The sequence below is a fragment of the Mycobacterium xenopi genome, assembly GCF_009936235.1.
Taxonomy (GTDB): Bacteria; Actinomycetota; Actinomycetes; order Mycobacteriales; family Mycobacteriaceae; genus Mycobacterium; species Mycobacterium xenopi.
On record NZ_AP022314.1, the window covers coordinates 3,955,128 to 3,980,867 of the forward strand.

Sequence of the window (25,740 nt, forward strand, 5' to 3'; positions counted from 1 at the left end):
CGTGTCTTTAAGACTCCTCGGACTCTGCCGGGGATTCCTCAGCTTTGGGCTCGACCTCAGCAGCCTCCGCCTGGGTGTCGGCAACCGCGCCCGGCTCGACCGCTGCCTGGGGTGCCGCCGCGGCCGCTGCTTGTTTGGACTCCGCTTGCTTGGACTTGGCCTGCGCGGCCGCCACCCGCCGGGCCCGGTTCGCCTCCGCGGTCACCGTCTTCTCCCGCACCAGCTCGATCACCGCCATCGGAGCGTTATCGCCCTTGCGGGGCTCGACCTTGATGATGCGGGTATAGCCGCCGTTGCGGTCGGCGAAGTGCGGCCCGATCTCGGCGAACAAGGTGTGCACCACGTCCTTGTCGCGGATCTTCTTGAGCACCTCACGCCGATTGTGCAGCGTGCCCTTCTTGGCGTGGGTGATCAGCTTTTCGGCGTATGGCCGCAACGCCCGCGCCTTCGGTTCGGTGGTCTTGATCCGGCCATGCTCAAACAACGCGGTGGCCAGGTTGGCCAGGATCGCCTTCTGGTGCGACGACGATCCGCCGAGGTGACGACCCTTGGTGGGCTTGGGCATTGCTGGCTCCCTTGGTTAGTGCGACTGGCTCAATTTGTCCAGCTCCTCCGCGGGCCGCTGCACGGCCCGCATCGTCCCCGGATTAGAGCTGTTCGGTCTCGGCGTAGTCCTGATCGTCGTAGCCGCCGTCGTTGGACCACGTGCCGGTGGCAGCGTCGTAGCCGGCGACCTGCGACGGGTCGAAGCTGGCCGGGCTGTCCTTGAGCGACAGACCCAACTGGTGCAGCTTGACCTTGACTTCGTCGATCGACTTCTGGCCGAAGTTACGGATGTCGAGCAGGTCGGACTCCGTACGCGACACCAACTCGCCGACGGTGTGGACGCCTTCCCGCTTGAGGCAGTTGTACGAGCGCACCGTCAGGTCCAGGTCGTCGATCGGCAGCGCGAACGCGGCGATGTGGTCGGCCTCCGCCGGCGATGGCCCGATCTCGATGCCTTCGGCTTCGACGTTGAGTTCGCGTGCCAGCCCGAACAATTCGACCAGCGTCTTACCGGCCGAGGCGAGCGCATCCCGCGGGGTGATCGAACTCTTGGTCTCGACGTCCAGGATCAGCTTGTCGAAGTCGGTGCGCTGCTCGACCCGGGTGGCCTCCACCTTGTAGGTGACCTTGAGCACCGGCGAGTAGATGGAATCGACTGGGATGCGACCGATTTCCGCACCCGACGCCTTGTTCTGCACCGCTGGCACATAGCCGCGCCCGCGTTCGACGACAAGCTCGATCTCGAGCTTGCCCTTGTCGTTCAGCGTCGCGATGTGCATGTCGGGGTTGTGCACCGTGACACCGGCTGGCGGCACGATGTCACCGGCGGTGACCTCACCGGGACCCTGCTTGCGCAGATACATCGTCACCGGCTCGTCCTCCTCGGAGGACACCACGAGACCCTTGAGGTTCAAGATGATGTCGGTGACGTCTTCCTTGACACCGGGCACCGTGGTGAACTCGTGCAGCACGCCATCGATACGGATGCTGGTGACGGCCGCGCCGGGAATCGACGACAGCAGCGTGCGCCGCAGCGAGTTACCGAGCGTGTAGCCGAATCCCGGCTCGAGCGGCTCGATGACGAACTGCGAACGGTTGTCGGTGATGACCTCTTCGGACAGGGTTGGTCGCTGTGAGATCAGCATGGTGTTCTTCTATCTCCTTCTCGGCACCCGCCATTTGATGCCGTTCAATCCGCACCGGCGGTGCGGCAGGTGTTACTTCGAGTAGTACTCGACGATGAGCTGCTCGGACAGCGGGACGTCGATCTGTGACCGCTCCGGCAGCTGGTGGATCAGGATGCGTTGGCGCTCCCCCACCACCTGCAGCCAGCTCGGAATTGGCCGCTCCCCGGCGGTCTCGCGCGCGATCTGGAACGGGACGGTGTTCAGCGACTTCTCCCGCACGTCGATGATGTCGTATTGCGAGACCCGGTAGCTGGGGATGTTGACCTTGACCCCGTTGACCAGAAAGTGGCCATGGCTGACCAGCTGGCGGGCATGCCGGCGGGTGCGCGCCAGCCCGGCGCGGTAGACCACATTGTCGAGCCGGCTTTCCAGGATCCGCAGCAGCTCCTCGCCGGTCTTGCCCGGGCGGCGCACCGCCTCTTCGTAGTAGCGGCGGAACTGTTTTTCCATCACGCCGTAGGTGAAACGGGCCTTCTGCTTCTCCTGCAGCTGCAGCAGATATTCGCTCTCCTTGATCCGCGCACGACCGTGCTGGCCGGGCGGGTAGGGACGTTTCTCGAATGCCTGGCTGCCGCCGACAAGGTCGGTGCGCAGCCGGCGGGATTTGCGGGTAACAGGTCCGGTGTAACGAGCCATCTCCTACATCTCTCCTGCTAGACCCGGCGACGCTTGGGTGGACGGCAGCCATTGTGCGGCTGGGGAGTCACGTCGGCAATCGCGCCGACCTCCAGGCCCGCGGCCTGCAGCGATCGGATCGCGGTCTCCCGGCCCGAGCCCGGACCCTTGACGAACACGTCGACCTTGCGCATCCCGTGCTCCTGGGCTTTGCGGGCGGCGTTCTCCGCGGCCAGCTGGGCAGCGAACGGTGTCGACTTACGCGAGCCCTTGAAGCCGACGTGGCCCGACGACGCCCACGCGATGACGTTGCCCTGGGGGTCGGTGATCGTCACGATCGTGTTGTTGAACGTGCTCTTGATGTGGGCGGCCCCGTGCGGAACGTTCTTCTTCTCCCGCCGACGAGGTTTCTGGCTCTTCTTGGGCGCCGCGGTGGTCTTCTTCGGTGGCATGGTTTACCTGGCCTTCTTCTTGCCGGCGATGGTGCGCTTGGGTCCCTTGCGGGTGCGCGCGTTGGTCTTGGTCCGCTGGCCGCGCACGGGCAGCCCGCGTCGGTGACGCAAGCCCTGATAGCAGCCGATCTCGATCTTGCGGCGAATGTCGGCCTGCACCTCGCGGCGCAGGTCGCCCTCCACCTTCAGGTTGCCTTCGATGTAGTCGCGCAGCTTGGCCAGCTGGTCATCGGTGAGGTCCTTGGTGCGCAGGTCCCGGTCGATGCCGGTCGCAGCCAAGATCTCGTTGGAGCGGCTACGGCCGATGCCGTAGATGTAGGTCAGGGCGATCTCCATGCGCTTATCGCGCGGCAGATCGACACCGACAAGTCGAGCCATGTGTGGCATTCCTCATTTCGTCGCGGAGGTCTGGTCCCAGTCCGTCCCACCAGCGTGCGGGGCCCGGCCTCCGTCCGGGCGCAGTGAGCGGCCCATCCGCTCACAGGTACTGGGAGGTCTGCATTCAGTTGTCGGGCGCGGCTAACCCTGCCGCTGCTTGTGACGCGGATCGGGGCAGATCACCATGACCCGCCCGTGCCGGCGGATCACCCTGCACTTGTCGCATATCGGCTTGACGCTCGGGTTCACCTTCACGGCTTTGTCGATCCTGTCCTGTCGTTCTCGGTCGTTGACGTGGGCTCTCGGGCGCGCGACTTACTTGTACCGGTACACGATGCGGCCCCGGGACAGGTCGTAGGGCGACAACTCCACGACCACCCGGTCCTCGGGCAAGATGCGAATGTAGTGCTGCCGCATCTTGCCGCTGATGTGGGCGAGCACCTTGTGGCCGTTTTCCAACTCGATGCGAAACATCGCGTTGGGCAACGGTTCGACCACACGGCCCTCGACCTCGATGGCACCGTCTTTCTTCGCCATAAGCTTCCGGCGATCCTCCTCATCGCTTCGCCCGGTCGGTGCAGCATCGGCACCGACTGCAAAACGTGAGCCGATCGCGGGAAATTCCGACGAAATTCCCAGACTGCGCACAGCAAAGAGCCGGCACGGACGCCGCACCGGCATTCCACGATACTCGCTTTGTCGCGCTGGAACAAAATTAGCGCACGTCCGGTGCGGCGGCCTGCAAACCGCCTGCGACCTGGGCGGAATATCGCTCGCCGGGCTACCGGTTGGAGCAACCATGACCAACTCTGCAGCCGGTAAACCCAACCTCGGTCGCTTCGGATCTTTCGGTCGCGGCGTCACCCCTGAGCAAGCCAAGGAAATCGAGGCGCTGGGCTACGGAGCCGTCTGGGTGGGCGGCTCACCGCCCGCGGAGCTGGAGTGGGTGGAACCCATCCTCGAGCAGACGACGACGCTGCAGGTGGCCACGGGCATCGTCAACATCTGGACCGCATCCGCCGACGCAGTCGCCGAGTCGTTCCATCGCATCGACAGTGCCTATCCGGGCCGCTTCCTGCTGGGCATCGGTGTCGGCCACCGCGAGGCGCACGCCGAATATCGCCGACCATATGAGGCGCTGACGCGGTATCTGGACCGGCTCGACCGGCACGGCGTGCCGGCGAACCGCCGGGTGGTGGCTGCGCTGGGTCCACGGGTGCTGACGCTTTCCGCGCAGCGCGGTGCCGGAGCACACCCCTACTTGACCACTCCCGAACACACGGCACAGGCCCGCCAGCTCATCGGCCCGGCCGCGTTCCTGGCGCCCGAGCACAAGGTGGTGCTGACCACTGACACTGACCGGGCGCGTCAGGTCGGGCGCAAGGCGCTCGACATCTATTTCAACCTGGCAAACTACCGCAACAACTGGAAGCGGTTGGGCTTCAGCGACGACGACATCACCCGCCCGGGCAGCGACCGGCTGGTCGACGCGTTGGTCGCCTACGGCACCCCTGACGCCGTCGCCGCGCGGCTCAGGCAGCACCTCGACGCCGGTGCCGACCATGTGGCGGTCCAGGTTCTCACCGGGGGTGACAAGCTGGTCGCGGCGCTGGCCGCACTCGCCGGGCCGCTTGGCCTGGCACCCGACGCTTAACGAGGAGCCCTATGACCGACGCGGTTTCCCTCAAACCCGACCTTGGCCGGTTCGGCGTGTGGCTAGGCACCCGCTCCATCGCCGCCGACCTCGCCGCGCAGATTGAATCGCTCGGCTACGGCGCGGCCTGGATCGGCGGATCACCGGACGCCGATCTGGCGTGGGTCGAACCCGCCGCAGCCCAGACCAGCTCACTGCAGCTGGCCACCGGGATCGTCAATATCTGGTCGGCGCCCGCCGCGGCCGTCGCGGAGTCCTATCACCGCGTCGAGAACAACTACCCTGGGCGATTCTTGCTCGGCATCGGGGTCGGTCACCCCGAGCACAGTGACAACTACCGCAAGCCCTACGACGCGCTGGTCGACTATCTCGATGAACTCGACGCCGCGTCGGTACCCACCAGCCGGCGGGTGCTTGCCGCATTGGGTCCCAAGGTGCTGAAACTATCGGCGCAGCGCAGCGCGGGCGCCCACCCGTATCTGACCACACCCGAGCACACCGCTGGGGCGCGTGAACTGGTCGGCAATTCCGTGTTCTTGGCGCCCGAACACAAAGTGATACTCACCGACGACGTCGACGAAGCTCGCCGCATCGGCCGACAAACCGTCGGCTTCTACCTGGGCTTACGTAACTACGTGAACAATTGGCGGCGGCTGGGATTCGGCGACGACGACGTGCGCAAGCCCGGCAGCGACAAGCTGATCGACGCCGTCGTCGCCTACGGCACACCCGATGCCATCGCTGCCCGGCTCAACGAGCATTTGGAGGCCGGTGCCGACCACGTGGCCATCCAGGTGCTCGGCACCGGAAGCGATGAGGAACTGCTGCGCACGCTGAGCGGACTGGCCCGACCGCTGGGATTGACGCCGAAGGGCTGACCGGCTCGTTAGGGTTTGTTCATGCGGTTGCTGGTCACCGGGGGCGCTGGTTTCATCGGCGCCAACTTCGTGCACAGCACGGTGCGCGAGCATCCCGACGACACGGTGACGGTGCTCGACGCCTTGACTTACGCGGGCAGCCGGGAGTCACTGGCTCCGGTCGAACACGACATCCGGCTGGTGCAAGGTGACGTCACCGACGCGGAGCTGGTTTCTCGACTGGTCGCCGAATCCGACGCGGTGGTGCATTTCGCCGCCGAAACCCACGTCGACAACGCGCTGGCCGACCCGGAGCCGTTTCTGCGCGCCAATGTCGTGGGGACATTCACCGTCTTGGAGGCGGTGCGGCGGCACAAGGTGCGGTTGCATCACGTCTCCACCGACGAGGTCTACGGCGATCTCGCGCTCGATGAGCCGCGGCGGTTCACCGAATCCACCCCGTACAACCCGTCGAGCCCGTACTCGGCGACCAAAGCCGCGGCCGACATGCTGGTGCGGGCCTGGGTGCGCTCGTACGGCGTGCGGGCGACGATTTCCAACTGCTCCAACAACTATGGGCCGTACCAGCACGTGGAAAAGTTCATTCCGCGCCAGATCACCAACGTGCTCACCGGGCGGCGGCCCAAGCTGTACGGCAACGGCGCCAACGTCCGTGACTGGATCTACGTCGAAGACCACAACGACGCCGTCCGCCGAATTCTGGAACGGGGCCAAACCGGACGCACCTACCTGATCGGCGCCGAAGGCGAGCATGACAACTTGTCGGTGCTGCGAATGCTGTTGCAGATAATGGGCCGCGATCCCGACGACTTCGACCATGTGCCCGACCGCGCCGGCCACGACCTGCGGTATGCCATCGACCCGTCACCGCTCTACGACGAGTTATGCTGGGCGCCAAAGCATACCGACTTCGAGGAGGGCCTGCGTGCCACCGTCGACTGGTATCGCGCCAACGAATCGTGGTGGGGCCCGCTGAAAGACGCCGTCGAGGCCCGATACGAAGAGCGCGGCCAATGAGGGTACGTGAGCTCGACATCCCCGGTGCGTGGGAGATCACTCCGCAGTTGCATGCCGACTCCCGCGGCGTGTTCTTCGAGTGGCTCACCGACCACGAGTTCACGGCGTTCGCCGGCCATCGCCTGGATGTGCGGCAGGCCAACTGCTCGGTGTCATCAGCTGGGGTGCTGCGAGGCCTACACTTCGCCCAGCTGCCACCAAGCCAGGCCAAATACGTGACATGCCTGTCCGGGTCGGTATTCGACGTCGTCGTCGACATCCGCGTCGGTTCACCGACGTTCGGCCGCTGGGTTTCGGTGCTGCTCGACGACCGAGACCGCAGATCGGTGTACATTTCCGAAGGACTTGCACACGGATTCCTTGCACTGCAGGATAATTCAACAGTTATGTACCTGTGTTCAGCGGAATACAACCCGCAGCGTGAGCACACCATCTGCGCCACCGATCCGGCGCTGGCGATCGACTGGCCAACGCCGGACGGCAATTTGGTGTTGTCAGATCGCGACGCCGCCGCACCGACGCTTGGTGAAGCCGGTGCAGCCGGGCTGTTGCCCACCTGGGCCGACGCCCAGGCATTCATTGCCGGCCTGCGCGCCACCTAGTTTGTGGTCCAAGTCTCCGACCAGCAGACCCGAGCAAGGTCATAGTGGTAACACAGTCAAACCCGCAGACACACCCCGCACTTATAAGGAGTCCCCATGAGCTATCGCGGTGTTGCAGGGGTGGTCGGCGCGTTGGCGCTGACGCTCGTCACCCCCGCCCAGGCTCCTGCCCAGCCGCCCTCGCTGTGCCTGAGCAACATCCCTGAAGGCAAGCAGGTCTACATTCCCTGCGATCTACTCAACGCCCGCGTCAACTACCCGCCGGGGCAGCGCTGCCTTGGTCTTGGACCGCTCGATGACTACCCGCCCGACGTGCGCGCCTGGTGTGGCTGACGGGACCGAGCCTCATCCGGCCTTCGCCTCCACCACGCTAAGCGGTGCGGCGGTGCGCACCACCCGCGTCATCCGAAATCCCGCTTGGCTGAGCAACTCCCGATATTCGGCTGCGGTGCGTTCCCGTGAGCCCAAATTCAGCAGCATCTCCAGGTCAGCCCATTTCCCGGGGAAGTCACGGTCATGCTCGGGAATGACCAGTTCGATCAGCAACACCGTGGTCCCCGGGGCGGCTACCGCGCGTACGTTGCGCAGGATGTGCACCGCCTGATCGTCGGGCCAGTCGTGGATGATGTTCTTGAGGATGTAAGCGTTTCCACCGCCTGGGACGCTGTCGAAAAACGACCCCTCCGCGACGCATGCCCGGTCGGCAACATCGCGCTCGCGCAACAGCTTCGGTGCGCCCGCGACCACCCACGGCAGGTCGTAGAGGATGCCACGCGAACCCGGCGTCGCCGCCAGGATGGCGGCGAGCAGTTGGCCCTGGCCGCCACCGACGTCGACGATCGTCGAATAGGCGCTGAAGTCGTAGCCCGCGACCACCGGCGCGGTGGTCAGTTCCGAAATACTTGTCATGGTCTGGTTGAACAGGTCAGCATGCTCGGGCTGCTCGGCGAAGTAGTCGAAGCTCGCCTTACCGTGCAACGTCGGCACGACCGTATTGCCGGTCCGAACCGAATCCACCAGCAGGGTCCATCGTGTGCGCTGCTCGTGCGAGCCGTAGAACCGCGCCGCGCACGCCATCGACGCCGGTGCATCTGAACGCAGGGTGTGGGCAAGAGAATTCAGCTCGTAGCGACCATCACCGCGGTGACGGAAGATGCCGCGGCTGATCAGCGCCCGCAGCAGCCGACGCAGCGCATCGGTGTCCGCGCCCACCCGTGCCGCCAGGTCGTCGATGAGCAGTGGCCCGTCGGCGAGGGCATCGGCGACGCCAAGTTGGGCCGCGGCGGTGATCGCCTGCGACGTCCAGGCGGCAATGATCATTTCCATCATCGCCGCCGGCGCAGGCGTGAGGCGTTGATAGAGCCGGTACAGGTAGTGGCGAATGCGCTCGAGGCCGCGGGCAAGCAGGGCAGGTGGCACGTTTGCTGTCGCCGAGCGCGCGGATTGGCTCACCGGGGGCTCATCGCATCCAGGCAGGGGTAATCGGCAGGCCGTGGCGATGTCGGTATTCGGCAATCGCCTTGAGGTTGTTCAGCTCCAGCCGATGCCCGGCGCCGAACATGTCCCAGAAGTCGCCGACCCACACCGGCCGCTGCGGCGGGGCGGTCTCCGGGTAGGGGTTGTGGTCGTAGAACGGGTGATGGCAGTTCGTCCACAACACCACCGCGCCCGGCTTGTCGAACACCAGCTGCGCGTCGACCACCCGCATCATGTAGATCATCCACAGGTGCTTGCCCTGATCCCACGCGCAGTGATAGTCGACCGTGCGGGCCGCCGCGTTGGCGATCGTGCGCGTGTAAATCTTGGTGTCCGACCCGAGCCGGTCGTAGGCAAGCCAGAGGCCGGGCTCGTCCGTGGGCGTGAAACCGCGCAGGCTGTAGGTCCACTCCTCCAGGCTGCGGGTGTCGGCCATGTACTCGAACAGCTCGTCGGGTGGGCATTCGATGTAATCGTTGACCGTGCAGTACTCGCCGAACACCTGGTCGTGCGGATACACCGACCGCATCATTTCCATGATGATCGGCGTGGCATTCTGCCGGGGGCTGGTTTCGATCCGGATGACACCGTCGATAGGTTCGGTCGTGCCGGTGTGAGCGACAATGTCCTCAAGTGCTGGCAGCGACATCGCTCCCGTTCTCCTTTGTGATCGGGTTTTTGTTGAGCAGCTGCTCACCTGATTCGCGGCGATGCCAATAACACGACCGGCGCTCGTCGTGAGTTCACCGCGGTCCCGCGGCGCTGTCGAACCGATCACCCGCGCGCCTCGTGGTATCCGATACCGGCGCCTTGCGGCGCGATGTCCGCGTGAGGCTGACGGTCGATCGTGGAGGAGGCGCGGCCATGGTGGACGCAGTGGCGCGGCGTCGCCGCAGCACAGCCGTCCGACGGCTCGCTCACGCGGATCCGCCCACCCGCCAGCTGAGCATCGAGCTGCGCAACGTGGTGCGCGAATACCAGGTCGGCGGTCAGGCGGTGCGGGCACTCGACGACATCAGCCTGCAACTGTGGGGTGGGCAGTTCGTGTCGGTGGTCGGACCGTCGGGGGCGGGCAAGAGCACCCTGCTGCACCTGCTCGGCGCGTTGGACTGCCCGGATTTGGGATCGATCACGTTCGACGGCGAGCAAATCGGTCGTCTCAGCGACCAGCAGCGGTCGGTGTTTCGCCATCACCGTGTGGGGTTCATCTTCCAGTTCTTCAACCTGCTGCCGTCGCTGTCGGCGTGGGAGAACGTGGCGGTCCCGAAGCTGCTCGACGGTGTCCGGCTGGGCAAGGCCAAACCCGCTGCGGTTCGGCTGTTGGACCGGGTCGGGCTCGGCAACCGCGCCGAGCACCGACCGGCGGAACTGTCCGGCGGCCAGATGCAGCGGGTCGCGATAGCGCGGGCGTTGATGATGGACCCCCCGCTGATCCTGGCCGACGAACCGACCGGCAACCTGGATTCCGCAACCGGTGCCGCGATATTGGAGCTTCTTGCCGACGTGGCCCACGAGGACGGCCGCAGCCGGCTGGTGGTGATGGTGACCCACAACTTGGCCGCCGCGGCGGCCACTGATCGAGTGATCACCCTGCAGGATGGTCGGCTCGGTTCCGACGAGTTGACCGTTGCGCGGAGTCGGCTCGGGCTACCCCGGTTCTGGGCCACCAATGGCCGACGACGACGCGATCGGATGCCCCGGCCGTGAGCGGCTTGCCGGGTGATCGCGTGGTGAGGCGCCGGGCGGGGGCAGCCGCCGCGGCGAGCCGGCTTCGGCTGTTCAGCGTTCGCGAACTCCTCGTGCACCGTCGCCGCACGATCGCATCGATAACCGTGATGGCAATAGCCGCAGCGTATTTGGTCGCCGTATTCGGCATCTTCGGGTCGATCACCGGGTCGGTCAACCGGTTGGCCGACGGGATTGCCGGCATCGCCGCGCTCGAGGTGTCGGGCATCACCGACGCGGGATTCCCCGACGCGATAGCCAGCGATGTCGCCGCAGTTCCCGGTGTCGCCACCGCGGCGCCGATGATCCGGACGGCTGCGTTCACACCCTCGGGTCCGGTGCTGTTGTTCGGCGCGGACGAGAAAAGTGCCGCGTTGCGCGGCGCTCTGAAAGACGCTGTCGGGGTCCAGCCAGCGACACCGTCAGGGGTAACCGACGGTGTCCAGGTCGGGCCGGCCGTCGGCTATGCGAGGGGCGAGCGCTTCCAGCTGGGCTCAGCGGAGGTCACCGTCACAGCAGTGCTGGAGGGCAAGCAACTGGCAGCGCTGAACGGCGGACACTATGTCCTGGCTCCACTTCCCTTGGCGCAGAAGATTACTGGTCGACCACGCCAACTCGATTCGATACTCGTCACCATCAAACCGGGCGCGGATCGCGCCGTGGTCCGCACCTCGATCACCAAAGCGGTGAACGGCCGGGCGATCGTCGCGGACCCGAGCATGCGGGCAACCCGCGCCGGCGACGGCGTCAGGCTGATGAACTACATGTCGCTGATCGGCGCGGCGGTTGCGTTGGTGGTGGGTGCGTTTTTGATCTACACCACGATGACGATGGCGATTGCCCAACGCCGGCCGGTCATCTCGATACTGCGCGCGATCGGCGGCCGGCGCGAAACCATCGTGTGCGACATGCTGTTGGAGGCTGCGGTTCTCGGGCTGCTCGGCGGCGCCATAGGGTCGGTTATGGGGATTCTCATGGGCCGTACCGCAATTGGCCGATTGCCACCAGCAATGACCCAAGGGCTGGAAGCACGCGTGCAGTACTGGCTGCCCGGCTACGCGATACCAGCAGCCTTGACGGCGACCGTGCTCACCAGCGTGGCCGCATCGGCGATGGCGGCGCGACAGGTATACCGGGTGTCGCCGATCGAGGCGTTGGCGCCGGTCGGGGTGTCAGCGGCCGACCGCGTGCCACGATGGCTGCGGATCGCAAGCGGGTTCGGCGCCGTCGCGGTGCTGGGCGCCTCGGTCCTGCTCGCCTTCGGCCGGCACGGCACATTCTCGTTCGTGGCAGCACTCGCTGTACTTTGTGCCGAGATCGCGCTCGGCTTTGCTTTCACCGTGCCGATCGTCAAGGCCACAGCCGCGGCTGCTCAACCGTTCGGAACGGTCGGGGCACTGGCGGCGGCCACCATCGAGCGGGCGCCGCGGCGGGTATGGGCCACCGTGATGACCGTGCTCATCGCGGTCGTTACGACCATCGTGATTACCGGCACCAACACCGACATGATCCGGTCCGCCCGCGCGGTCTTCGCGCCGGTCACCAATGTTGACGTGTGGGTCAGCGCGGATCCTCCTGACCGCTATCCCACAGACGCTCTGCCGCAGGGTCTTACCGAAAGACTGGCCGCAGTGCCGGGCGTAGCGCAAGTCGTCGAGGGGGCATGTGGATTCGCTGACGTCGGTGGCACTCGCGTGCTGCTCGACGGGTTTTCCCGCGGGACCGACGATGCGCTCTATCGCGCGCTGGATGAACAGGTACGCAACGAGGTTCTGGCCGGCCGCGGCGTGGTGCTCACCCAAAATCTCGGCAAGACCCTGGGTGTCGGGGTCGGCGACGGTTTGCGGCTACAAACGCCACACGGCCCGCGGCAGGCTGCGGTGCTGGCTTTGGTTCCGTACTTCTCGACCGTCATCGGCACCGTCGGGATGGACCTCGACCACTTGCGGGCCTGGTTCGACCGTCCTGCGGCGACAACACTGCAGATCTTCGCCGCGCCGGGCGCAGATCGCGCGCGACTGTTGGCAGATGTCCGCCGCGTCGTGCCCGCACCCAACTACGTTTACGACGGCCGTGTCGCGCTTTCCGGCCTCGAGGCGCCGCTGCACCAGAGCATGTTCATCGCCAACGCGGTATGGATGATCGTGGTGTTCGTCGCCGCCGTCGCGGTCCTGAACACGTTGACGCTTTCGGTGCTGGAAAGGCGCCGAGAGCTCGGCGTGCTGCGGGCGATGGGGTCTAGCCGTCGGTTCGCGCTGCGAATGGTTCTGGCCGAGGCCGCGGGTATCGGTGTCGTCGGTGGCGTCTTGGGATTGGTTCTCGGTGTGACCGACCAGTGGCTCTACAGCCTTGTCAGCACGGACATCATGAACTTCGACGTAGCTTTCCGGCCGAACCCGGTCGCGGTCGCGTTCACCGCGGGCGCGGTGGTGCTGAGCCTGCTCGGCTCGGTGCCGCCCGCGCTGCGCGCCGCGCGGTTGAACATCATCGAGGCGATCAGCGCCGAATAAGGCCACGCACTCTCATCTGCTGCCCAGATCCATTCGGAATGGCGGATATTCGTCACGCATCAACGAGACATACACGGCCACGCGATATCGCCATCGAACCATCCCCATCAGGAAATCGAACATGCCCTGCGAGACCGTGCCGGTGGACAACAACCACACCGGGGCGATGACGCAGACCAGCTGCAGCAGCGGCTCCATCGCCCAGCACACCAGTATCTGGGGCAGCCCCAACAGCCACCACTTCACCAGCACGCCCCATCTCCGGAGTCGCTGCGGGTAGTCGACCTCGAGATCGCCTGGGTAGTCGGGCCGAGACGCCAGCGTGAAAGGCGGATACTTGTCGGTGGTGTTCATCGGGAATCGATAGTTCATGACCCGCCACGACCAGCGCAGCACCCCCACGTTGAAGTCGAAGATGGGGCGGGGATAGCGGCCGGTGAACAAGATGGCGACGCCGGCGACGACGGTCAGCAGCAGATACACCAGGTAGAGCAGGATCAATATGGGATAGTGCGGCACGGCCAGCACGCACCATTTGACAAGCCAGAGCCAGCGTGACGGCGCGTCGATACCACCGCGTACCCGGACGGGCTCATCCGGGTGGTTCACCGGTCCCATGCTCGGCACCTCCTGACGGGTTCACCGCCGTCGACAACTGGGGCACGACGGGATGGTTGTCGCGGGCGTAGAGGTCTCGACTGATCTGCGCCGACATCTTGCTGTGACTGGTCCAGCGCAGAAACGTGGTCAGTGCCCACGTCGTGAACCGGTCCGGAACCATTGCCACCGGTTTCAGCGCAGCTTCGCTGCGGGATACCTGCTGGGTGGTCAACCACGACACGGCCTTGACTTTGTGTCGCCGGGTGTTTTCATACCAGCGCAGCGCGCCGGGGACATCGGGGCAAAAATCCGAAAGCGCCTTGCACAACACCATCGTGTCGAGCAGCGCTTGATTGGTTCCTTGCGCCAGCGTTGGCGGCATCGTATGCGCGGCGTCACCGAGCAACGTCACAGCGCCTTGGCCCGCACGCGGAATCGGGTGCCGAAAATGCGGGAACGGCGACGGGGCCAAATCCTCGTCGGTCAAGGTGGCAAGTAGTTCATCGACGCAATCGGCCCATCCGGTGAAGTTGGATCGGATCATGTCGAGCGGACGTTGCGGTCTGACACACTCCGGAGACCACGGCAGGTCGAACCACCACTGCAGGGCCCACCCTCCGGCCGGCCACAGGCCAAGGTTTGCGTGCTCGCCGATCATCATCAGTGCGACGTGCTTGTCGGCAATCTCCGGAAGGGTGGCCAGGCCCTGCCAGCTGCACCAGCCGGTGGGCCTGACGCGTTGTGCGCCAACGAATTCGCGCACCACGGAGTGCACTCCGTCCGCGCCGATCAGCACGTCGCCTTCGGCCGAGCTGCCGTCGGCGAACTCGATCCGAGCTCCGGTGCCGGTGTTGAGTACCTCGACGGCACGCGCGTTGCATCTGACGCGCTCGCCAGGAAAGCCGTCCATTAGCCGTTCCAGCAGGACTCGCCGGGGGACCATCCGGACCGGCTCGCCGAGCCGGTCCGCGATCGCTGTCACGTCCAAACGGGTGATCGGATGACCCCGGAATGTGTGGACCCGCACGGTGGAAATCAGCTGGCCGGCCCCCTCCATGTCGACACCCAGCTGCCGCAGCACCGTCGCGCCATTCGACCAAATGGTCACGGCGCCGCCGCCGGGGGTCACATGAGGGCGCTGTTCGAACACGGTGACGTCATGGCCGTCGCGCAACAAACCCCGAGCCACCGACAGGCCGCCCACGCCCGCGCCGACCACGAGGATCCGAAGCGGGCGAGTCGACGGGGCGCGCGCTATTGGCATCTGGACCTCCTGCTGCTAACACGCTGGAGGTCGCCGAGAAGTTCACCGCCGGTCGGCGCTGGTTGTTGAGACCGCCACGGCCAGAAGTTCGGCGGCCACGCTGATCGCCGCGTACGGTGACGGCTCCCAGCCCCGCTCGAAGAAGCCGAAAAGCCCGGTGGTGCGCGACAACAGGAACGCTACGAGCGCGCCGCCGGCCACCGCAGCCGCCGCGACCCGCAGCAGGTCGTCGACGTACCTGCGCAACCTTCGCGCGTTCATCACTCGTCCTTTTCGCTCACCTGCGCCGCCAGCCGCAGCGCACGGTGTTGCAACACTTTGGCGTTGCTTTCCTCGGCGTTGGGTGCTTGCTCGATGTCTTCGATCGAGGTAACCTCGCGGCCCAATGTCTCGCGCCAGTGGGCGGCCAGCACCGTTTGCGCGGTCGCTTGCAGGTATGCGCGCACCTCGCCGACGCTGGCACTCAATCGCAGCGGCCGCAGCGCGGCGAGGAAGACCTCATTCCCAGTCGGGGTAGCCGCCGTCGGGCACCACGCGCAACGGTCGCGGGTTGACGGGATCGCATGGTGCCGTCACCTATCCCCTGCCTTCTCACGACCTGACGATTCGGTCGCATCAGTCCATAGCGGGTCTGGTTACCGCTGAGCCAGCCACCCCGGGTTGTCAGCCATCCCACACATTTACTAGGATGTCCTAGTAAAGCACTGTGTTTGTTTCGGCTACGACGAGGGCAGCTATGACCGAACGGATTCCGCATTTCATCGACGGCCACCGTACGACCGGGCAGTCGCAGCGCACCGCCGACGTGTTCAATCCCAACACCGGCCAAGTGCAGGCGCTGGTTCCCATGGCCGGCACGACCGAGGTCGACGCAGCGGTGGCATCGGCCGTCGAGGCGCAGAAGGGCTGGGCGACGTGGAACCCGCAGCGGCGGGCGCGGGTCATGATGCGGTTCATCGAGCTGGTCAACCAGCACACCGACGAGCTGGCCGAGATGCTCTCGCTCGAGCACGGCAAGACACTGGCCGACTCCCGCGGTGACATCCAGCGCGGCATCGAGGTGATCGAGTTTTGCATCGGTATCCCGCATCTGCTCAAGGGCGAATACAGCGAGGGCGCCGGGCCGGGCATCGACGTGTACTCGCTGCGTCAGCCGCTGGGCGTGGTCGCCGGGATCACCCCGTTCAACTTCCCGGCGATGATCCCGCTGTGGAAGGCCGGCCCGGCGCTGGCGTGTGGAAATGCGTTCATTCTCAAGCCTTCCGAGCGCGACCCGTCGGTCCCGGTGCGGCTGGCCGAGTTGTTCATCGAAGCGGGCCTGCCGCCCGGGGTGTTCCAGGTCGTGCACGGCGACAAGGAAGCCGTCGACGCCATCTTGGCCCATCCCGACATCAAGGCCGTCGGCTTTGTCGGCAGTTCCGATATCGCGGCCTACATCTACGCGACCGCGGCCGCGCACGGGAAGCGCTCGCAATGCTTCGGCGGCGCCAAGAACCACATGATCGTGATGCCCGACGCCGACCTCGACCAGGCAGTGGACGCGCTGATCGGCGCCGGATATGGCAGCGCCGGCGAACGCTGCATGGCCGTCAGCGTTGCCGTGCCGGTCGGCGAGCAGACCGCAGAACGGTTGCGCGGCAGGCTGGTTGAGCGCATCAACAACCTGCGGGTCGGCCACAGCCTTGACCCGAAGGCCGACTACGGTCCGCTGGTCACGGAGGCTGCGCTCAAACGGGTGCGCGATTACATCGGCCAAGGTGTGGCCGCCGGCGCAGAAATCGTCGTCGACGGGCGGGAACGCGCCAGCGACGACTTGGCGTTCGGCGACGCCAACCTCGAGGGCGGCTTCTTCATCGGGCCGACCCTGTTCGACCACGTCACCCCCGACATGTCGATCTACACCGACGAGATCTTCGGACCGGTGCTGTGCATGGTCCGCGCCCACGACTACGAGGAGGCGCTGCGGCTGCCTTCGGAGCATGAATACGGCAACGGGGTGGCCATCTTCACCCGCGACGGTGACACCGCCCGCGACTTCACCTCGCGCGTGCAGGTCGGCATGGTCGGCGTCAACGTGCCAATCCCGGTGCCGGTGGCCTACCACACCTTCGGCGGCTGGAAGCGCTCCGGATTCGGCGATCTCAACCAGCACGGCCCGGCGTCGATCCAGTTCTACACCAAGGTCAAAACGGTGACGTCGCGCTGGCCGTCGGGCATCAAGGATGGCGCAGAGTTCGTCATCCCGACGATGAAGTAACCGGGCGATGCAATTCTTCGGTCTCGACGACGACGAGCGGGTTATCACCGAGACGGCGGCGGCGTTCGCCGAAAGACGCCTGGCGCCAAATGCGTTGGAGTGGGACGCCACCAACCACTTCCCAATCGACGTGCTGCGAGAGGCGGCCGGTCTGGGCATGGCGGCCATCTACTGCCGCGAGGACGTGGGCGGCAGCGGTTTGCGCCGGCTCGACGGGGTTCGGATCTTCGAACAGTTGGCCACCGGCGATCCCACCACCGCCGCATTCTTGTCGATCCACAACATGTGCGCGTGGATGATCGACAGCTTCGGCACACCAGAACAACGCAAAGCCTGGTTGCCGAGGCTGGCATCGATGGATGTCGTCGCCAGCTACTGTTTGACCGAGCCGGGCGCAGGCTCGGATGCCAGCGCGCTGAGCACCCGCGCCGTCAAGGAGGGTGGCGACTACGTGCTCGACGGGGTTAAGCAGTTCATCTCCGGGGCGGGCACCTCCGACGTGTACGTGGTGATGGCGCGCACCGGCGGCGAGGGACCCCGCGGCATTTCGGCCTTCATCGTCGAAAAAGACACTGCCGGGCTCAGTTTCGGAGCCCATGAGGCGAAGATGGGCTGGCACGCGCAGCCGACGGCCCAAGTGGTGCTGGACGGGGTGCGGGTGCCGGCCGATGCGATGCTGGGCGGCGCCGACGGGGAGGGGGCCGGCTTTTCGATCGCGATGAACGGCCTCAACGGTGGGCGTCTCAACATCGCGGCGTGCTCGCTCGGCGGCGCTCAGGCCGCGTTCGACAAGGCGACGTCGTATCTGCTGCACCGGCAGGCGTTCGGTATGACCCTGCTCGACGAGCCGACCATCCGCTTCACCTTGGCGGATATGGCCACCGCGCTGGAGACATCGCGAATGTTGTTGTGGCGGGCGGCAAGTGCACTCGACGACGACGCCGCCGACAAGGTGGAGCTGTGCGCGATGGCCAAACGCTATGTCACCGACGCATGCTTCGACGTGGCCGACAAGGCACTGCAGCTGCACGGCGGCTACGGTTACCTGCGGGAGTACGGTCTGGAGAAGATCGTCCGTGACCTGCGCGTGCACCGCATCCTGGAAGGAACCAACGAAATCATGCGGGTGGTTATCGGTCGGGCAGAGGCCGCTCGGGTCCGCGCCACCGTATAACGCCACCGCGTAGGAAGGCCACGGCGATGACGACGATCGCGTTTTTGGGGCTGGGCCACATGGGCGGCCCAATGTCGGCCAATCTGGTGGCCGCTGGCCATTTCGTCCGTGGCTTCGACCCGATGCCCACCGCCGCGGCGGCTGCCACCAAAAACGGTGTCGCGGTGTTCGACGGCGGCCCGGACGCGGTGGCCGACGCCGACGTGGTGATCACCATGCTGCCCAACGGAGACGTGGTCAAGCGCTGCTACGCCGAGGTGCTGCCCGCCGCCCAGCAAGGCGCGCTGTTCATCGACAGCTCGACGATCTCCGTCAACGACGCCCGCGAGGTGCACGCGCTGGCTGAATCGCGGGGTTTCGCCCAACTCGACGCACCGGTCTCCGGCGGGGTGCGCGGCGCCGTCGCCGGGACGCTGGCGTTCATGGTCGGCGGTGACGAATCCGCGCTGCAGCGGGCACGGCCAGTGCTAGAACCCATGGCCGGCAAGGTCATTCACTGCGGTGGACCTGGTGCCGGTCAGGCCGCCAAGCTGTGCAACAACATGGTGCTGGCCGTGCATCAAATTGCGATCGCCGAGGCGTTCGTGCTGGCCGAAAAGCTCGGCCTGTCGGCGCGGTCGTTGTTCGACGTGATCACCGGCGCGACCGGCAACTGCTGGGCGGTGCATACCAACTGTCCGGTGCCGGGCCTGGTTCCGACATCGCCGGCCAACAACGACTTCGCACCGGGTTTCGCCACCGCGCTGATGAACAAGGATCTGAGCCTGGCGATGCAGGCGGTGGCCTCGACCGGCGCGGCCGCGCCGCTGGGCAGCCATGCCGCCGACATCTACGCCAAGTTCGCGGTCGACCACGCCGACAAAGACTTCAGCGCGGTGATCGAGATGCTACGGCAGTCCTGAGCTTCACCTGCCGGCCACGAGCCGCGAACGCTCGCGGGCGATCCACCATCGCCGGTGCAGCTCTTGGCAGCCCGCGGCCAGCAGCGGTGTGGCGCCGTCGTAGCCTGAACGCACAGCTGCCGCACCGGTGAATTCCGCTGCGGCGCAAGGTGTGACAAGCAATGCGGGTAGACCAGCGGCGGCCGCTGCCCGTGCTCCGCGCGCTGAGCCCTCGACGGCAAGGGCATCCTGCGGCGTTATCCCCAACTCCCACAATGCCAGCCGGTACAGCTCGACATCGCCGTCGGGTCGCTCTACGTCGTCGGCGGTAACGATGGTCTCGACCAGTCCCTCGCCGATGAGTTGGCGGACCAACGTCTGCGCCCACGCCCGCTCGCGGGTGCTGACCACACCGACCCAGATACCGGCGACGAACAGGTTCATGACCAGGTCGATCAGACCGCCACGCGGGGCCAGGTCGCCGTCGCACCGTTCGTCGGCTAGCGCGTCGTCGGCGTCGAAGATCACCGCACGCAGTGGTGCAATGTCGGCGTCGACGGGTCGGGCCCGGTCCCACCAAAACGTCCGCCGCCGAAAGGTGCCCGCCGGCATGGTCACACTCTTAGCCTGGCCGGGTGTCGGCCGGTGGGCGTCCCCCATTAGGGGGATTCCGCGTGGCGATCTCGCGGTGTGTCGTTGCGCACCGCTCTAAGGTGATGCCATGGCGGCTGCCGGCATCGAACCGAGCACTGGTCAGGCCACCAAACCGGTTCGGCTTGTGCTTGTCGACGACCACGAAATGGTCATCGAAGGACTCAAGGCGATGCTCGCCGCGTTCAAGGACCGGGTGCGGGTGGTCGGGCAGGCGGTGGGCGCCGAACGCGCGGTCAGCATCATCGATGACCTGCAGCCCGACATCGTGTTGTGCGACGTTCGCATGCAAGGCTCCAGCGGCCTGGATCTGTGCCTGGAGCTGCGCGCACGCGACCCGGACCGCAAGGTCGTCATGCTGTCGGTCTACGACGACGAGCAATACCTGTTCCAGGCGTTGCGGGTGGGTGCCCGCGGTTATCTCCTGAAGAGCATCAGCAGCGACGAGCTGGTGCGCCAGCTGGAGCTGGTGCACCACGGCGAAACGGTGATCGACCCGGGAATGGCGGCCCGCGCCGTCGACACCGCCGCGCGGATGCAGCGCGACGAGTTCTGGCCGGGCGCGCGCCAGGGGCTGACCCAACGCGAAAGCGAGATCCTGTCCTACATGGTCACCGGGTTATCCAACCGCGGCATCGCCAACAAGCTCGTCATCGGTGAGGAAACCGTCAAAAGCCACCTGCGCTCGATCTACCGCAAGCTCGGCGTCAACGACCGCACGGGCGCGGTGGCCACCGCGCTGCGCGAAGGCATCTACCATTGACCGACAGCACCCATGGACCCAACGCGGTGCGCGATGTCGTCGGCGCCGACCGTGAACTGGCGCTCTTGCGCGAACTCATTCAGGCCGCCTCCAGCGGCCCTGGCGTCGAACCGCTGGCGGCCGCCGCCGCTCGCATGATCACCGCGGCCACCGGCACCGACGTTTGCTTCGTGCATGTCCTCGACGACACCGACCGCTCGCTCACCCTGGCCGGGGCGACCCCACCGTTCGACGGCCAGGTGGGAAAGATCCGATTGCCGCTGGGTTCCGGCATTTCAGGCTGGGTGGCCAGGCATCGGGAGCCGGTGGTGATTACCCATGACAAGGAGGCCGACCCGCGGTATTTGCCGATCCAGTCGCTGCGGGGGCGGGATTTCACGTCGATGGTGTCGGTGCCGATGGAAACCGACCCCGGTGGCTTGGTCGGGGTGCTCAACGTGCACACCGTGCAGCGCCGCGAATTCACCGACGACGACGTCGAACTGCTGCGGGTCATCGGCCGGTTGATCGCCGGGGCACTGCATCAGGCGCGGCTGCACCGCCAACTGGTGGCTCGAGAACGCGCACACGAGTTGTTCGTCGAGCAGGTGATCGAGGCGCAGGAAATCGAGCGCAGGCGACTGGCCGGCGACATCCACGACGGCATCTCGCAGCGGCTGATCACGCTGTCGTACCGGCTAGATGCCGCCGCGCGGGCCGTCGGCGACGACGACGAGGCCCAAGCCTCCCGGCACCTCGACGAGGCGCGCGAACTCGCCGAGCTAACGCTCGAGGAAGCGCGCGCCGCGATCAGCGGGCTGCGCCCACCAGTTCTCGACGACCTGGGTCTGGCGGGCGGGCTGGCCAGCCTGGCACGGTCGATGCCGCAGCTGAACCTGGAGCTCGACCTGTCCGATGCGCGGCTGCCGGAGCACATCGAGCTTGCGCTGTACCGCATCGCGCAGGAGGGCCTGCAAAATGTCGTCAAGCATGCCGCCGCCACCAGGACGCGGCTGCGGTTCGCGGTCGACGGCGACATCGCCCGGCTGGAAATCGTCGACGACGGAGTGGGTTTCGACACTTTCGAGAATCCACTGGGCGGCGACGAGATGGGCGGTTACGGTGTGCTGTCGATGGCCGAGCGTGCGGAGCTGGTCGGCGGGCGGCTCAACATCCGGTCGCGGCCCGGCGCCGGGACTGCGGTGACTGCGACGATTCCCCTGCCCCCGACCCTGGAGTAGCGCGAGCGCTCAAAAGTCGCCGGCGTTGTGCCGCAAGGTTTCGATGGACGACACCAATGCCTGCGCCTCGGCGTCCGACATCCCGATGTCGGCGAACACCTGCTCGTTGAGTGTGACGGTGGCGTCCTCGACCGTGGAGCGGCCGAGGTCGGTGATCTGCACCAGCGTCGTGCGACCGTCGGTCGGATGCGGTATGCGCTGCACCAGCCCGTTGGCTTCCAGCCGGCGGATCGCGTGGGTGACGCTGGTGACGTGCACCTGAAGCCGGTCGGACGCTTTGGTGATCGGCAACGCGCCGGTGCGGCTGAACGCCAGCAGACGCAGCAGCTCGAAGCGGGAAAAGCTTAGATCGTAGGGCCGCAAGGCGTTTTCGACCCGGGCGAGCAGAATCTGGTGGGCGCGCATCACCGACGTCACCGCGACCATGCCCAGCGCGACGTCACCCCATCCGGCACGCTCCCAGTTGGCCCTGGCCTGGGCGATCGGGTCGCGGCGATCGGATCGCTTGTCCGGTTGGTTGGCGGCCACGCTCTTTCTTACCGCACTCCGCGCCCCGATCGGCGCCACCTTTCCTGATTTTGCCGAGCGCATCGCGCAATCCACAGGGGGCACTATCGAGTACAGCGCGCGGTTCTGCCCAGCGCCTTTTCCACCACCGAGAGGACCGCGAGACTGGATGCGCGGCTGCCGACAGTGATCCGCGCGCCACCGTCCGAATAATGGCGGACCTGCAGCCCGCTGCCCGCTAGTGTCCCGCGCCAGAAATTCGTTTCATTAGTCGTTGGATGGACTGGAGGATCTGTTCGGCGGTCTTGGTCCACACGAATGGTTTGGGGTTGTCGTTCCAGGCGGCGACCCAGGCACGGATGTCTTTTTCGAGTGCTTGGACGCTGCGGTGGTCGCCGCGTTCAAGGAGTTGGCGGGTCAGCTCGGCGAACCAGCGCTCAACTTGGTTGATCCAGCTGGAATAGGTTGGGGTGTAGTGCATGTGGAAGCGAGGGTGGCGCTCGAGCCAGCTTTGCACGGTGGGCGCTTTGTGAGTGCCGTAGTTGTCGCAGACCAGGTGGACGTCGAGGTGGTCGGGGACCTGGGCGTCGATCCTGGCCAGGAACTTGCGGAACTCGATGGCGCGGTGGCGCCGGTGCAGCGCGGTGATCACGGTGCCGTCGGCGATGTCGAAGGCGGCGAACAGGCTGGTGGTGCCCGAGCGCACGTAGTCGTGGGTGCGTTTCTCGGGCATGCCGGGCATCATCGGGAACGCCGGCTGGCTGCGCGCCAGCGCCTGGACCTGGCTCTTTTCGTCCACGCACAGCACCACCGCGGCCTCGGGCGGGTCAAGATAGAGCCCGACGATGTCATAGACCTTCTCCACAAACAGCGGATCATTGGACAGTTTGAAGTGCTCGGCCCGATGTGGTTGCAGCTCAAATGCTTTCCAGATCCGCCCGATCGTGGACTTCGACAGCCCGCAGCGTTGGGCCATCGAGGCCCGCGACCAGTGCGTGGCGTTGGCCGGAGTGGACTCCAAGGTGGCCACCACCACGTTCTCGACCTGCTCGGCGCTCACCGACGCCGGCCGGCCCGGCCGGGGTCATCGACCAGCCCGTCTAGCCGTGCCTCGACGAACCGGCTCCGCCACTTGCCCACGGTCGGCTGCGATACCCGCTCGCGCGCCGCGACCTGCTTGTTGGTCAAGCCCTCGGCGCAACCGAGCACGATCCGTGACCGCAACGCCAGCGCCTGGGCGGATTTGCGCCGCCGCGCCCACCGGGTCAGCGTCTCGTGTTCTTCATCGGTCAACACCAATTCCGCTTTCGGTCGCCCCTGTGATGCCACATGCGAATCATCCCACGCACCAATGCGTTTCGCCGTGGAACACCGCCGATCCGCACCGATTACATTTATGTAACGAATTTCTGGCGCGAGACACTAGCACGTCGCTCCACGGCCGGTCCCGCGACGGTAGGTACACGAAGTTGGCGTGCGCATCGGTGCTGCAGACTCCCATCGCGGTCAGTTGCTTCTGCAGATAGCGCCGCTCGGCGGTGATCAGCCGGACCCGCTTGAGCAGTTGGCTTTCGGCGGCATAGGAGCCCGCGACCGCGGGTAATGCGGTGCTGGCCATTCCGAAGGGCAACTGCTTGGTCCACAGCGCCTTGGTCAATCCCGGCGAGCCGATGCCGTACCCGATCCGCAGACCGGCCAGCCCGTAGGCCTTGGAAAAGGTCCGCACCACTACCACATTGGGGAAGCGGGCGACCAACGAAGCCGGGTTGATCCGCTGCTCCGCCCCGGCGAATTCGATATACGCCTCGTCGAGCAACACGACGGTGTCCGGCGGCACCCGCCGCAGAAACCGCATCACCTCGACGGCAGGCTCCATTGTGCCGGTCGGATTGTGTGGGCGGCACAGCACCACCACCCGGGCCGTAGTGGCGGCATCAGCCAGCGCATCGAGGTTGTGATGACCGCGCTCATCGAGCGGGACCGTCACCGGGATCAACCGTGCGATCTGCGCGATGATCGGGTACCCGTCGAACGTGGGTGACGCCATCACGATGGTGTCACCCAAATAGGTCAACGTCTGCAGCACTTGCATCACCACACCGGTTGCGCCGGCGCCAAGCACCACCTGATCCTCGGGCACCCCGATGTGATCGGCGATCAGGCGACGCAGCCGCGCCGGCAGGAACTCCGGGTACCGGTTGGCTGCGTCGATCGACTTGACTAACGCTTTTCGCACCGCCCGCAGCGGCGGAAACGGATTCTCGTTCAACGACAACGCCAGCGGATCGACCGCCTGCGGCAATGCGCCGAGGATCTCGGCGGTGATCGAGTTCCTCTGCGCGGCAATCGTCATTAGCCGCGTCCGCCCCACCGCATCGCGGCCGCGCCGGCGAAGTCACCAGCGTGGGCGAAGGCGGCCATCAGCACCACGTCGCCGGCGTTGACCTGACCGTCGCAGATGGCGCGATCGAGGTTGATCGGTATACCGGCACCGAACAGGTTGCCGCACTCGTCGAAGGTATCGCGGTGACGTTCGGGCGGTATCTCGAGCGCTTCTCGCCAGTTGCGCAGGAACACCCGGTTGGGCTGGTTGGTGACGAGCAAGTCAACGTCCTTGGACGCCAGAGCGATTCGGTCGCAAACCGCCAGCGCCACTTCAGGAACCTGGCGGTTGCCGCGGGCCAGCACTTTGGTGATCTTGGTTTCGGTGAAACCGATGCAGCCTTCTCCGGGCCCCGGCTGCCACCACTTGCGGGGGGGATCGATCGCGAGCGTCATGTCTCCGGCGTATTCGCCGTAGGTGCGGCACTCGACATCAAGGATCGGCGATTGATCCGACAGCGTGACCAATCCGACCGCGGCACCGTCACCGGGGACCGCAGCCTGCGCCATTCGCCGGACACCCGGCTGGTCGAAGACTTGCCCCGCGGCGTTTTGCGCAATTGCGATCAGCGCGGTGCGCCCCTCACCGGACGTCAGCAATTTACGGGCGACGTTGAGCCCGAGCACAAATGCCGCGCACCCGCCGTTGTGCAGATCCAGCACCCAGGATGGGCGCATGCCCAAGCGGTGGGCGATGCCCCCGCCTGCGCCATAGAACGGCATATCCGGCATCTGGGTGTGTGTGATCAACACGTCGACGTTTTCGATGACGTCGCGGCCATGCCGTTCGATCAGTCCTTGCGCCGCTTGCTCGACCATGTCGATCGCGCTCTCGTCGGGTCCGACGTGATGGCGAAACTTCGGCGCGCGGAACATCAGGTTGTCACGTAACTCGTCAGATCCGGCGAACTGCGCGTAGTAGTCGGCGCTGATCGGCTCGCCCGGCAGATAGGTGGAAACGTCGGTGAGGCTGACTTCAGTCATGGCACGACTCACGATGC

Annotated in this window: 28 protein-coding genes and 2 pseudogenes; 12 read left to right on the plus strand and 18 right to left on the minus strand. The window is 66.0% G+C overall.

Going from position 1 to position 25,740, the window contains the following annotated elements; genetic code table 11:
* Positions 1-7: 7 nt before the first annotated feature.
* The 7 genes from rplQ to infA form a co-directional block, all read right to left on the minus strand.
* Complete coding sequence (gene rplQ, locus MYXE_RS18785; RefSeq protein WP_003919288.1) at positions 8-565, minus strand: 50S ribosomal protein L17; 558 nt, start codon at positions 563-565, stop codon at positions 8-10.
* Positions 566-647: 82 nt separating this feature from the next.
* Entirely contained in the window at positions 648-1,691 is a 1,044-nt protein-coding gene (locus MYXE_RS18790) for a DNA-directed RNA polymerase subunit alpha (protein ID WP_003919289.1), read from the minus strand.
* Positions 1,692-1,763: 72 nt separating this feature from the next.
* Positions 1,764-2,369: a 30S ribosomal protein S4 gene (rpsD, locus tag MYXE_RS18795; RefSeq protein ID WP_003919290.1), complete on the minus strand. Its 606-nt coding sequence runs from the start codon at positions 2,367-2,369 to the stop codon at positions 1,764-1,766.
* A gap of 17 nt (positions 2,370-2,386) precedes the next feature.
* Positions 2,387-2,800, minus strand: a complete 414-nt coding sequence (gene rpsK, locus MYXE_RS18800; protein WP_003919291.1) for a 30S ribosomal protein S11 — start codon at positions 2,798-2,800, stop codon at positions 2,387-2,389.
* Positions 2,801-2,803: 3 nt separating this feature from the next.
* The gene (rpsM, locus tag MYXE_RS18805; protein WP_003919292.1) at positions 2,804-3,178 is read right to left on the minus strand and encodes a 30S ribosomal protein S13; all 375 of its coding nucleotides are present in this window, start codon (positions 3,176-3,178) and stop codon (positions 2,804-2,806) included.
* 141 nt (positions 3,179-3,319) lie between these two features.
* Positions 3,320-3,433: a 50S ribosomal protein L36 gene (rpmJ, locus tag MYXE_RS18810; RefSeq protein WP_003919293.1), complete on the minus strand. Its 114-nt coding sequence runs from the start codon at positions 3,431-3,433 to the stop codon at positions 3,320-3,322.
* A 60-nt stretch (positions 3,434-3,493) separates the two neighbouring features.
* Positions 3,494-3,715 carry a translation initiation factor IF-1 gene (infA, locus tag MYXE_RS18815; protein WP_003418601.1) on the minus strand — a complete coding sequence of 74 codons (222 nt, stop codon included), beginning with the start codon at positions 3,713-3,715 and terminating at the stop codon, positions 3,494-3,496.
* Between the two features lie 262 nt (positions 3,716-3,977).
* On the opposite strand from infA, the gene MYXE_RS18820 reads away from it, so the two are divergent.
* From MYXE_RS18820 to MYXE_RS18840, 5 genes are all read left to right on the plus strand, one after another.
* Complete coding sequence (locus MYXE_RS18820; protein ID WP_085195581.1) at positions 3,978-4,832, plus strand: LLM class F420-dependent oxidoreductase; 855 nt, start codon at positions 3,978-3,980, stop codon at positions 4,830-4,832.
* Between the two features lie 11 nt (positions 4,833-4,843).
* Positions 4,844-5,710 (plus strand): LLM class F420-dependent oxidoreductase, encoded by an 867-nt coding sequence (locus MYXE_RS18825; protein WP_085195583.1) that lies wholly within the window; start codon positions 4,844-4,846, stop codon positions 5,708-5,710.
* A gap of 21 nt (positions 5,711-5,731) precedes the next feature.
* A complete protein-coding gene (rfbB, locus tag MYXE_RS18830; protein WP_003919296.1) occupies positions 5,732-6,727 on the plus strand; it encodes a dTDP-glucose 4,6-dehydratase in 996 nt (331 codons plus the stop codon).
* Entirely contained in the window at positions 6,724-7,329 is a 606-nt protein-coding gene (rfbC, locus tag MYXE_RS18835; protein ID WP_003919297.1) for a dTDP-4-dehydrorhamnose 3,5-epimerase, read from the plus strand. The genes rfbB and rfbC overlap by 4 nt, the downstream gene beginning before the upstream one ends.
* Positions 7,330-7,425: 96 nt before the next feature.
* Positions 7,426-7,662, plus strand: coding sequence for a hypothetical protein (locus MYXE_RS18840; RefSeq protein WP_003919298.1), 237 nt, complete (start codon positions 7,426-7,428; stop codon positions 7,660-7,662).
* 12 nt (positions 7,663-7,674) lie between these two features.
* On the opposite strand, the gene MYXE_RS18845 is transcribed toward MYXE_RS18840, so the two are convergent.
* Both MYXE_RS18845 and MYXE_RS18850 read right to left on the minus strand, forming a co-directional pair.
* Entirely contained in the window at positions 7,675-8,781 is a 1,107-nt protein-coding gene (locus tag MYXE_RS18845; protein WP_085195585.1) for a methyltransferase, read from the minus strand.
* Between the two features lie 7 nt (positions 8,782-8,788).
* Positions 8,789-9,454 (minus strand): SRPBCC family protein, encoded by a 666-nt coding sequence (locus MYXE_RS18850; RefSeq protein ID WP_085195586.1) that lies wholly within the window; start codon positions 9,452-9,454, stop codon positions 8,789-8,791.
* Between the two features lie 293 nt (positions 9,455-9,747).
* On the opposite strand from MYXE_RS18850, the gene MYXE_RS18855 reads away from it, so the two are divergent.
* Both MYXE_RS18855 and MYXE_RS18860 read left to right on the plus strand, forming a co-directional pair.
* Positions 9,748-10,512: an ABC transporter ATP-binding protein gene (locus tag MYXE_RS18855; protein ID WP_232061856.1), complete on the plus strand. Its 765-nt coding sequence runs from the start codon at positions 9,748-9,750 to the stop codon at positions 10,510-10,512.
* Positions 10,509-13,040, plus strand: a complete 2,532-nt coding sequence (locus MYXE_RS18860; protein WP_003919302.1) for an FtsX-like permease family protein — start codon at positions 10,509-10,511, stop codon at positions 13,038-13,040. The genes MYXE_RS18855 and MYXE_RS18860 overlap by 4 nt, the downstream gene beginning before the upstream one ends.
* 12 nt (positions 13,041-13,052) lie before the next feature.
* On the opposite strand, the gene MYXE_RS18865 is transcribed toward MYXE_RS18860, so the two are convergent.
* The 4 genes and pseudogenes from MYXE_RS18865 to MYXE_RS18875 form a co-directional block, all read right to left on the minus strand.
* Positions 13,053-13,658 carry a DUF4389 domain-containing protein gene (locus tag MYXE_RS18865; RefSeq protein WP_050947629.1) on the minus strand — a complete coding sequence of 202 codons (606 nt, stop codon included), beginning with the start codon at positions 13,656-13,658 and terminating at the stop codon, positions 13,053-13,055.
* Complete coding sequence (locus tag MYXE_RS18870) at positions 13,633-14,904, minus strand: FAD-dependent oxidoreductase (protein ID WP_085195588.1); 1,272 nt, start codon at positions 14,902-14,904, stop codon at positions 13,633-13,635. The genes MYXE_RS18865 and MYXE_RS18870 overlap by 26 nt, the downstream gene beginning before the upstream one ends.
* A 42-nt stretch (positions 14,905-14,946) precedes the next feature.
* Positions 14,947-15,165 carry a hypothetical protein gene (locus MYXE_RS23655; RefSeq protein ID WP_003919306.1) on the minus strand — a complete coding sequence of 73 codons (219 nt, stop codon included), beginning with the start codon at positions 15,163-15,165 and terminating at the stop codon, positions 14,947-14,949.
* A pseudogene (locus MYXE_RS18875) lies at positions 15,165-15,444 on the minus strand (hypothetical protein). Before MYXE_RS18875 ends, MYXE_RS23655 begins: the two are co-directional and overlap by 1 nt.
* Positions 15,445-15,640: 196 nt before the next feature.
* Between MYXE_RS18875 and MYXE_RS18880 the strand changes: the two are divergent.
* Genes MYXE_RS18880 through mmsB form a run of 3 tightly spaced genes read left to right on the plus strand, consistent with a single transcriptional unit; the run spans position 15,641 to position 19,237 of the window.
* The gene (locus MYXE_RS18880) at positions 15,641-17,161 is read left to right on the plus strand and encodes a CoA-acylating methylmalonate-semialdehyde dehydrogenase (protein ID WP_085195592.1); all 1,521 of its coding nucleotides are present in this window, start codon (positions 15,641-15,643) and stop codon (positions 17,159-17,161) included.
* A gap of 7 nt (positions 17,162-17,168) precedes the next feature.
* A complete protein-coding gene (locus MYXE_RS18885; protein ID WP_085195594.1) occupies positions 17,169-18,335 on the plus strand; it encodes an acyl-CoA dehydrogenase family protein in 1,167 nt (388 codons plus the stop codon).
* Between the two features lie 26 nt (positions 18,336-18,361).
* Complete coding sequence (gene mmsB / locus MYXE_RS18890; RefSeq protein WP_085195596.1) at positions 18,362-19,237, plus strand: 3-hydroxyisobutyrate dehydrogenase; 876 nt, start codon at positions 18,362-18,364, stop codon at positions 19,235-19,237.
* A gap of 3 nt (positions 19,238-19,240) precedes the next feature.
* Here the strand turns inward: mmsB and MYXE_RS18895 are convergent, their stop codons facing one another.
* Complete coding sequence (locus tag MYXE_RS18895; RefSeq protein WP_085195607.1) at positions 19,241-19,828, minus strand: HAD hydrolase-like protein; 588 nt, start codon at positions 19,826-19,828, stop codon at positions 19,241-19,243.
* Between the two features lie 109 nt (positions 19,829-19,937).
* On the opposite strand from MYXE_RS18895, the gene MYXE_RS18900 reads away from it, so the two are divergent.
* Positions 19,938-20,630 carry a response regulator gene (locus tag MYXE_RS18900; RefSeq protein WP_003919312.1) on the plus strand — a complete coding sequence of 231 codons (693 nt, stop codon included), beginning with the start codon at positions 19,938-19,940 and terminating at the stop codon, positions 20,628-20,630.
* Positions 20,627-21,850: a GAF domain-containing sensor histidine kinase gene (locus MYXE_RS18905; protein WP_003919313.1), complete on the plus strand. Its 1,224-nt coding sequence runs from the start codon at positions 20,627-20,629 to the stop codon at positions 21,848-21,850. Before MYXE_RS18900 ends, MYXE_RS18905 begins: the two co-directional genes overlap by 4 nt.
* Positions 21,851-21,859: 9 nt before the next feature.
* Here MYXE_RS18905 and MYXE_RS18910 read toward each other — a convergent pair whose 3' ends face one another.
* From MYXE_RS18910 to MYXE_RS18925, 4 genes and pseudogenes are all read right to left on the minus strand, one after another.
* Entirely contained in the window at positions 21,860-22,378 is a 519-nt protein-coding gene (locus MYXE_RS18910; protein WP_003919314.1) for a MarR family transcriptional regulator, read from the minus strand.
* A gap of 217 nt (positions 22,379-22,595) precedes the next feature.
* Positions 22,596-23,686 (minus strand): annotated as a pseudogene (locus tag MYXE_RS18915) (IS630 family transposase).
* Positions 23,687-23,693: 7 nt separating this feature from the next.
* The gene (locus MYXE_RS18920) at positions 23,694-24,710 is read right to left on the minus strand and encodes a pyridoxal phosphate-dependent aminotransferase (RefSeq protein WP_112650083.1); all 1,017 of its coding nucleotides are present in this window, start codon (positions 24,708-24,710) and stop codon (positions 23,694-23,696) included.
* Positions 24,710-25,723, minus strand: coding sequence for a 3-oxoacyl-ACP synthase III family protein (locus MYXE_RS18925; RefSeq protein WP_003919316.1), 1,014 nt, complete (start codon positions 25,721-25,723; stop codon positions 24,710-24,712). Before MYXE_RS18925 ends, MYXE_RS18920 begins: the two co-directional genes overlap by 1 nt.
* Positions 25,724-25,740 lie beyond the last annotated feature (17 nt).

What these genes read in the sequence shown, in the direction of transcription:
- rplQ (WP_003919288.1), bottom strand. Translation starts at nt 565, where the DNA reads ATGCCCAAGCCCACCAAGGGTCGTCACCTCGGCGGATCGTCGTCGCAC.
- MYXE_RS18790 (WP_003919289.1), bottom strand. Translation starts at nt 1,691, where the DNA reads ATGCTGATCTCACAGCGACCAACCCTGTCCGAAGAGGTCATCACCGAC.
- rpsD (WP_003919290.1), bottom strand. Translation starts at nt 2,369, where the DNA reads ATGGCTCGTTACACCGGACCTGTTACCCGCAAATCCCGCCGGCTGCGC.
- rpsK (WP_003919291.1), bottom strand. Translation starts at nt 2,800, where the DNA reads ATGCCACCGAAGAAGACCACCGCGGCGCCCAAGAAGAGCCAGAAACCT.
- rpsM (WP_003919292.1), bottom strand. Translation starts at nt 3,178, where the DNA reads ATGGCTCGACTTGTCGGTGTCGATCTGCCGCGCGATAAGCGCATGGAG.
- infA (WP_003418601.1), bottom strand. Translation starts at nt 3,715, where the DNA reads ATGGCGAAGAAAGACGGTGCCATCGAGGTCGAGGGCCGTGTGGTCGAA.
- MYXE_RS18820 (WP_085195581.1), top strand. Translation starts at nt 3,978, where the DNA reads ATGACCAACTCTGCAGCCGGTAAACCCAACCTCGGTCGCTTCGGATCT.
- MYXE_RS18825 (WP_085195583.1), top strand. Translation starts at nt 4,844, where the DNA reads ATGACCGACGCGGTTTCCCTCAAACCCGACCTTGGCCGGTTCGGCGTG.
- rfbB (WP_003919296.1), top strand. Translation starts at nt 5,732, where the DNA reads ATGCGGTTGCTGGTCACCGGGGGCGCTGGTTTCATCGGCGCCAACTTC.
- rfbC (WP_003919297.1), top strand. Translation starts at nt 6,724, where the DNA reads ATGAGGGTACGTGAGCTCGACATCCCCGGTGCGTGGGAGATCACTCCG.
- MYXE_RS18840 (WP_003919298.1), top strand. Translation starts at nt 7,426, where the DNA reads ATGAGCTATCGCGGTGTTGCAGGGGTGGTCGGCGCGTTGGCGCTGACG.
- MYXE_RS18850 (WP_085195586.1), bottom strand. Translation starts at nt 9,454, where the DNA reads ATGTCGCTGCCAGCACTTGAGGACATTGTCGCTCACACCGGCACGACC.
- MYXE_RS18865 (WP_050947629.1), bottom strand. Translation starts at nt 13,658, where the DNA reads ATGGGACCGGTGAACCACCCGGATGAGCCCGTCCGGGTACGCGGTGGT.
- MYXE_RS18870 (WP_085195588.1), bottom strand. Translation starts at nt 14,904, where the DNA reads ATGCCAATAGCGCGCGCCCCGTCGACTCGCCCGCTTCGGATCCTCGTG.
- MYXE_RS23655 (WP_003919306.1), bottom strand. Translation starts at nt 15,165, where the DNA reads ATGAACGCGCGAAGGTTGCGCAGGTACGTCGACGACCTGCTGCGGGTC.
- MYXE_RS18880 (WP_085195592.1), top strand. Translation starts at nt 15,641, where the DNA reads ATGACCGAACGGATTCCGCATTTCATCGACGGCCACCGTACGACCGGG.
- MYXE_RS18885 (WP_085195594.1), top strand. Translation starts at nt 17,169, where the DNA reads ATGCAATTCTTCGGTCTCGACGACGACGAGCGGGTTATCACCGAGACG.
- mmsB (WP_085195596.1), top strand. Translation starts at nt 18,362, where the DNA reads ATGACGACGATCGCGTTTTTGGGGCTGGGCCACATGGGCGGCCCAATG.
- MYXE_RS18895 (WP_085195607.1), bottom strand. Translation starts at nt 19,828, where the DNA reads ATGCCGGCGGGCACCTTTCGGCGGCGGACGTTTTGGTGGGACCGGGCC.
- MYXE_RS18900 (WP_003919312.1), top strand. Translation starts at nt 19,938, where the DNA reads ATGGCGGCTGCCGGCATCGAACCGAGCACTGGTCAGGCCACCAAACCG.
- MYXE_RS18920 (WP_112650083.1), bottom strand. Translation starts at nt 24,710, where the DNA reads ATGACGATTGCCGCGCAGAGGAACTCGATCACCGCCGAGATCCTCGGC.
- MYXE_RS18925 (WP_003919316.1), bottom strand. Translation starts at nt 25,723, where the DNA reads ATGACTGAAGTCAGCCTCACCGACGTTTCCACCTATCTGCCGGGCGAG.